Source organism: Deltaproteobacteria bacterium, from assembly GCA_019308995.1.
In the GTDB taxonomy this organism is placed as follows: Bacteria; Desulfobacterota; Desulfarculia; order Adiutricales; family JAFDHD01; genus JAFDHD01.
This window is the reverse complement of sequence record JAFDHD010000155.1, coordinates 1-6,051: the sequence shown is the minus strand read 5'-3', so window position 1 is coordinate 6,051 and position 6,051 is coordinate 1. Positions and strand designations below refer to the sequence as shown.

Sequence of the window (6,051 nt, the reverse complement as noted above, 5' to 3'; positions counted from 1 at the left end):
TTTATATGGGCCGGTGCGGCCATAGCTGGGCATGTTAATGCAGATGAGACGCGGGTTAACCTCCATCAGAACTTCAGGACCGAGTTCAAGATGATCCATGGCCGTGGCGCTGTTGTTCTCCATAAAGATATCTGAGGTTTTAATCAGCTTCTTAAAGACCTCTTTGCCTTGAAGATGGGCCAGGTTAATACAGCAGCTGCGCTTATTCCAGCCGAGGCGATTGAAAAAGGCCCGCCTGTTGTTCCAGGGTTTTTCCCCCTGCTCCCGATTAGGAAAGTTGCTGCCATCACTTCCGGCCATCATCTCCGGGGTGAGCCACATCAGGAAGAAACGGCTCATGTCGGGCTGATGATGGATCGAGTCCACATGAATGACCTCGGCCCCCAGAGCGGCTAAAAGCCAGGTCGCAAACGGGCCTGAATAAACCACACATAGCTCCACCACCCTTATCCCTTCCAACGGCAGCTTGGCCATGACCTAATCTCCTTATATATAACACCGGTCTCTTTAAATTTTTGCAGGTCTTCATTGGTGTATCCTAATTGATGAATATAGACTTCAGCGTTGTGCTGCCCGAGCGTCGGCGCGGGCAGCCGCACCTGCCATGAATCCGGGCCGACCCTGACCGGAGCTCCGGGGTAGGTCAACCTGCCCATAACCGGGTGTTCGACTTCCTGCCAGAAACCTCTCTCTTGAAAATGAGGGTCCTCGACCACGTCCTGCGGGGTTTGAACGGCCGTGCCAAACCACCTCGCGGCCTGGCAGTCCGCCATGGCCTCCTCTTTAGTACGCTCGGCCAGCCATTCATACCACATGACATCAATCTCCCCCTTGACATCCATATCGAATATATCTTCCGGAAAATTATATCTGTCCGCCAGTTCCGGCATCTTCATCAGTTCCACAAAACGCAGCCAGTGGGTCACGATGGGGAGTGAGACGATGAATCCGTCCTGGCAGGGAAAGGTGCCAAAGGGGAGGATATTTTTAGCCAGCCAGGCTTCGTAATCCGTTCTGATGGCGTGGACCGGATCACCGGAATAGGACCAGGCCAGGAGATCAATATTTTTTCGGTCCACATCCCCGGCCTGTGTCTCCATAAGAGAGACATCAACATGCTGGCCCAGACCCTGCTCTTCATTGGCCCAAAAAGCGCCCAGCGTGGCCAGGGCGGCGATCAGACCGCCCTGATAAAGACAGACATGACCGCCTTTTTTGAGAGGGTAACGATCAGGAACCCCGCAATGTATCATGGAATGAAAACCGTTCAGCACGAGTTCAGACAGCTTATAGTCGCGATAAGGACCTGTCTGGCCGAAGTTGGAGATGGAGGTCATGACCAGGTTTGGGTTTATCTTGTGGAGCGTTTCATAGTCCAGGTTCAGTCTTTCCATGACCCCCGGACTGAAGCTCTCCACCAGGATATCCGAATCCTTTACAAGCTCCACCACGATCTCCCGGCCGACGCCGCTCTTGAGGTTGAGGGTAACGCTCTTTTTGTTCAGGTTGAGGTGAGAAAAAAGAAGACTCTTTTCCGGATGCTTCTCATCGCCAAGAAACGGCCCCATCTCCCTGGCCGGGTCCCCTTTCTCCGGTCTTTCAATCTTGATCACATCCGCGCCAAAGTCGGCGAATAATTTAGCGCAGTAAGGACCCGAAATATACCAGGTCAGGTCCAGAACCTTGACATCAGAAAAAATCTGTTGACTCATGCTCGATTCTTCCACCTTTTCAAAACCTATATTTCCGCTTTAAAAATCCAGCTCATTTCTCTAAGCAGTTTCAGCCCCGGGGATGCTATATAAACCTTTGGCCGCCAGCCCGCCATCAATGTTAAACACGGCTCCGGTTACATATTCCGATTCATTAGAAGCCAGATAAACGGCGGTGTAGGCGATGTCCTGGGGTCTGCCCAGCCGGGTCAGGCTCTGCCGGACAAAGGGTGCGAATTTTTTGTTTGGATCGGTGTCATCCATTATTCGCTCAACCAGGATAAAGCCCGGACAGATACAGTTCACCCTGACACGGTCGCGGGCATAGCTAACGGCCATAGAGATGCTCAAGCTGATAAGGCCTCCTTTGACCATGGAGTAGGCGTCCATGGCAAACCCGCGCAGGGCCGTGATAGAGGAGATGTTAATGATCGAACCCTGGCCGCTCTTAATCAGATAAGGCATTAAATATTTTGAACACAAGCAAGGGCCGCGTAAGCCGACCCGGTACAACTCATCCCATAACTCCTCAGAGGTGCCTTTCCACAATTCTCCCGGAGGGTCGCCGATTCGACCGGCTCGACCCGCCCCGGTGAGAGCGGCGTTGTTCACCAGGATATCGAGCCCGCCGTACGTTTCACCCACAAAGCGAGCCATAGCTTCGATCTGGTCCTGCTGAGAGACATCGGCCTGGTAAAAAGAGGCTTCGCCGCCGTTTGACTTGATTTCAGCCACGACCTCCTCGCCCAGATTCTTGCGACGGCCGTTGACCACGACCCGCGCACCCTGGCAAGCGAACTCAAGGGCTATCCCCTTACCGATGCCTGAGGTAGAGCCGGTAATGAGGGCGGTTTTACCTTCAAGACGACGGGACATATTATCTTCCTCCTCCAGTCAAATTCAATTATGGCAACCCATTCATGAAACCCTGTTTTTTTCAAAGTATTCTTCATCGAATTCCGTGGAGGCCCCGGGGTTTAAAGGTGTCAGGTTCATGCCTTCCTTGATTTCGACCTGATCTTTAAACATCCTGGTCCACCAGCCGCCTCCTTCGAGAAACCAGCTATTAGGAATGGCCCGGATGAGGTGCTGATGGACCTGGCCCAAATCACCGGCATGGGGACAGACGCGGATGTTGTTGACATTAGCCATTGCGGCCACCTCCATCCAGGGGGTGATACCCCCGATTCTGGTGACGTCAACCTGCAGTATATCCACGGCCTCCTGTTCTATATAATCTCGGAAAGCCTGGGTAGTATAGACATGTTCCCCAAGTGCAATGGGAATATTAACTTTCTCCCTGAGCAGCCGGTGCGCTTTGATGTCATCCGGATGCAGGGGTTCTTCCAGCCAGACAAGGTTAAACTCTTCCAGCCTTTGCCCCCAAACGCAGGCGGTATTAAAATCCCAAGCCTGGTTCACATCAATCATCAGGGTGACCTCGTCGCCGAGAGCCTCCCGGACCGCTTTGACACGGTGATAATCTTCCCTGGGGTCGGGTTTCCCAACTTTCATTTTAAAGTCGGTATATCCGCTATCGAGCGCCCTTTTCATACGCTGGATTAACTCTTCCTCGGTGAAATTCAGCCACCCGGCGGCGGTGATGTAGGCAGGGAGGTCCGTGGACCGGCATCCGCCCAGGACCTGCCAGAGCGGCCGCTCCGCCTTTTTAGCGATTATATCCCATAACGCAATATCCACCGCGGCCTGAGCCATGGTGACCGCACCGGCCCGGCCGATCCAGTGCGCCCGGCCGTAGTACAGGTCCCACCAAATCTCTTTGACATTGTATGGGTCCTTGCCAATGAGCGCCTCAATAAACAGGTCATCAATCACCTTCTGGATCACACTCCCGCCCGCGCCCACGGTCAGTGTATAGCCTATACCCCTGATCCCTTCATCCACATGAATATTAATGCCTACAAGTTCAAAATAATTCATAGCCTGCATACCGTCGGCGATAGGTTGATTGAGAGGCACTTGCAAAACATAGCTTTCTGCCTTGGTAATTTCCATTTTAAACTCCTGTTTTTTTATTCCCGGAAGGTTTCATATTTAAGCCAATCTTTAAATGGCTGCTGCAATTATAGCGATTGTCATAATTATGTTCCTTTTGGCTTCCTGGTTTCAGAATCTGGATTCCTGCTTCAGATTGCTTAAGCCAGGAGTTATGGGCCTATCTTAATTTCTGCTTCGGGTCAAAGGTGTCCCGCAGCCAGTCGCCCATCAGGTTGAACCCTAGCACTGTCAGAAGGATGGCAATCCCGGGGAAGGTGGCCAGCCACCAGGCGTAAGTAATATATTTGCGGCCTTCGGAGAGCATTAAACCCCAGGTGGCGGAAGGGGGCTGCACACCCAGTCCAAGGAAACTCAAAGCGGCCATGGCTATAATCACCTGGCCCAGTTGAAGGGTGACGATAATGATCAGGGTATTCATGATATTCGGAAGGATGTGAGAAAAGAGAATGCGCTTGCTGCTACACCCCGCGACTCTGGCCAGGCGAACATAATCCTGCTCCTTTAGGCTCAAGACTTCGCCCCGTACTATTCTAGCATAGCCTGTCCAACCGCTCAGTCCAATAGCCAGAATCGCACTTTTAAGGCTTGGATTTAGCATGCTGGCCAAAATAATGGCCATCATTATCAGAGGAAGGGACATGAAGATGTCTGTAGTCCGCATAATGGCCATATCGGTCTTCCCGCCAAAATATCCTGAGATCATTCCAAGCATGACCCCGATTGTTCCAGCCAAACAGATAGCCACAAGACTGGCAATCAGGGTGATTCTCGATCCGTAGATCAAACGGCTGAGCATGTCCCGGCCCATGGAGTCCGTGCCAAGCAGATACTTGGTGCTCCCTCCTTCCTGCCAGGCCGGAGGCAGGATGGATAGTTTCAAATTTGTTTCGAATGGATCATGCGGAATAACAAACGGCCCAAAAATCACCGCGAAAAGAAAAAGGCCAACCAGCACAAAGGCATGATAAGGCAATTTTCTCTTTATTTTTTTCTCGGAAGAATCAACTGATTCAACGGTTTCTTTTTCCACCCAGGCATCCGCGGCGGCCAATGGTCTATCCTCCCTGAGACTCAGTTATTAATATCGAATGCGAGGATCAATGTACGCGTAGATAATGTCAACCAGGATATTAACCGTACAAAAAATGAAAGATGTTAATAGAACCACTGACTGAACAACCGGATAATCCCGGGCAAATACAGCCTCCAAGGCAAGCCTGCCCACTCCCGGCCACGAGAAAATTTGTTCGGCTATGACCGCTCCCATAAAAAGATGACTGATCTGCAAGGCCATTATGGTCACGATCGGTATGGAAGCGTTTTTAAAGGCGTGGATTAAAACGACATAGAGACGGGGGACTCCTTTGATTCGCGCCAGAGTGACATATTCACTATTAAGGGCATCAAGCATGGCGGAGCGGCTCAATCGAACCACTGCGGCGAGCATGATAAAGCTCACGGTCGCGGCCGGCATAATTATACTCTTGGTCTCAGTTCGGCCGGATACTGGTAGCCAGCCCAACACCACACTAAACAACAATATGAGCATGACCCCCAACCAGAAACTGGGCGTTGCTTGCCCTATAAGTGCAAATATTTTACCGAACCGATCGAACCAGGAATCGCGTTTTACCGCAGTGATTATCCCTATAGGTATACCGATTCCCCAGGCAATAAGCGCTGCCGCAATCGCCAATTCCATTGTCGCCGAACATCGCGTGACTACCAGCCGTAGAGCTGGCTCCGCCCACTTAAAGGATTCCCCACAATCACCGCGTGCGGCGGACTTCAGGAAAATAAAAAATTGAATAATAAGAGGCTTATCCAGACCGTACTTTTGTTCCAGAGCTTTGAAATCCGCTTCCTCAGCATCTGGCGGCACCATTATGGCCACTGGATCGCCAGTCAGACGCATCAGGAAAAAAACCAAGATGGCGACAATAATTATGGTAAAAATGGCCTGAACGATTCTAATAAGAATATATTTTTGCAAGGTTATTGCCTTGTTGGTCGGATAGGAGACGAAAAAATTTATTTTCCAGCTCAGCGGTTGAGCAATATCACGGCGTTTTACTTCACTTCCTCGTAAGCCCTTTTAGCGCCGGAGATGTTTGCCTCGGGTTTTTCTGGAATATTTTTCCTGATCGCCGCGGTGATTAATTCAATGTCCACCATCCCGCTTATTCGTGCAAACGCTCCCAGCATGATGGTGTTAATGATCAGGGAGGCGGTCGTTCCTAAATTCAATTCTCTGGCAATGGCGCGGGCGTCAATAGCGCCAACGCGGCCTGATTCGATCTCTTTAAAATAGTCAGACCGG

Annotated in this window: 7 protein-coding genes; all 7 read right to left on the bottom strand. The window is 51.1% G+C overall.

All coding sequences use genetic code 11. From position 1 onward, the window contains the following. Positions 1 to 474: CoA transferase (locus JRI95_15960; GenBank protein ID MBW2063038.1), on the bottom strand; the 474-nt coding region annotated here is incomplete at its 3' end. Next, complete coding sequence (locus JRI95_15955) at positions 447 to 1,712, bottom strand: CoA transferase (protein MBW2063037.1); 1,266 nt, start codon at positions 1,710 to 1,712, stop codon at positions 447 to 449. The genes JRI95_15955 and JRI95_15960, both read right to left, overlap by 28 nt. A 60-nt stretch (positions 1,713 to 1,772) precedes the next feature. Next, entirely contained in the window at positions 1,773 to 2,588 is an 816-nt protein-coding gene (locus tag JRI95_15950; protein MBW2063036.1) for an SDR family oxidoreductase, read from the bottom strand. A gap of 42 nt (positions 2,589 to 2,630) precedes the next feature. Further along, positions 2,631 to 3,728 carry a mandelate racemase/muconate lactonizing enzyme family protein gene (locus JRI95_15945; protein ID MBW2063035.1) on the bottom strand — a complete coding sequence of 366 codons (1,098 nt, stop codon included), beginning with the start codon at positions 3,726 to 3,728 and terminating at the stop codon, positions 2,631 to 2,633. Positions 3,729 to 3,888: 160 nt separating this feature from the next. Beyond that, positions 3,889 to 4,716, bottom strand: a complete 828-nt coding sequence (locus tag JRI95_15940; GenBank protein MBW2063034.1) for an ABC transporter permease — start codon at positions 4,714 to 4,716, stop codon at positions 3,889 to 3,891. Positions 4,717 to 4,809: 93 nt separating this feature from the next. Next, positions 4,810 to 5,724, bottom strand: coding sequence for an ABC transporter permease (locus JRI95_15935; GenBank protein ID MBW2063033.1), 915 nt, complete (start codon positions 5,722 to 5,724; stop codon positions 4,810 to 4,812). 77 nt (positions 5,725 to 5,801) lie between these two features. Beyond that, a partial coding sequence (locus JRI95_15930; protein MBW2063032.1) for a 2-oxoacid:acceptor oxidoreductase family protein occupies positions 5,802 to 6,051 on the bottom strand: 250 nt, incomplete at its 5' end.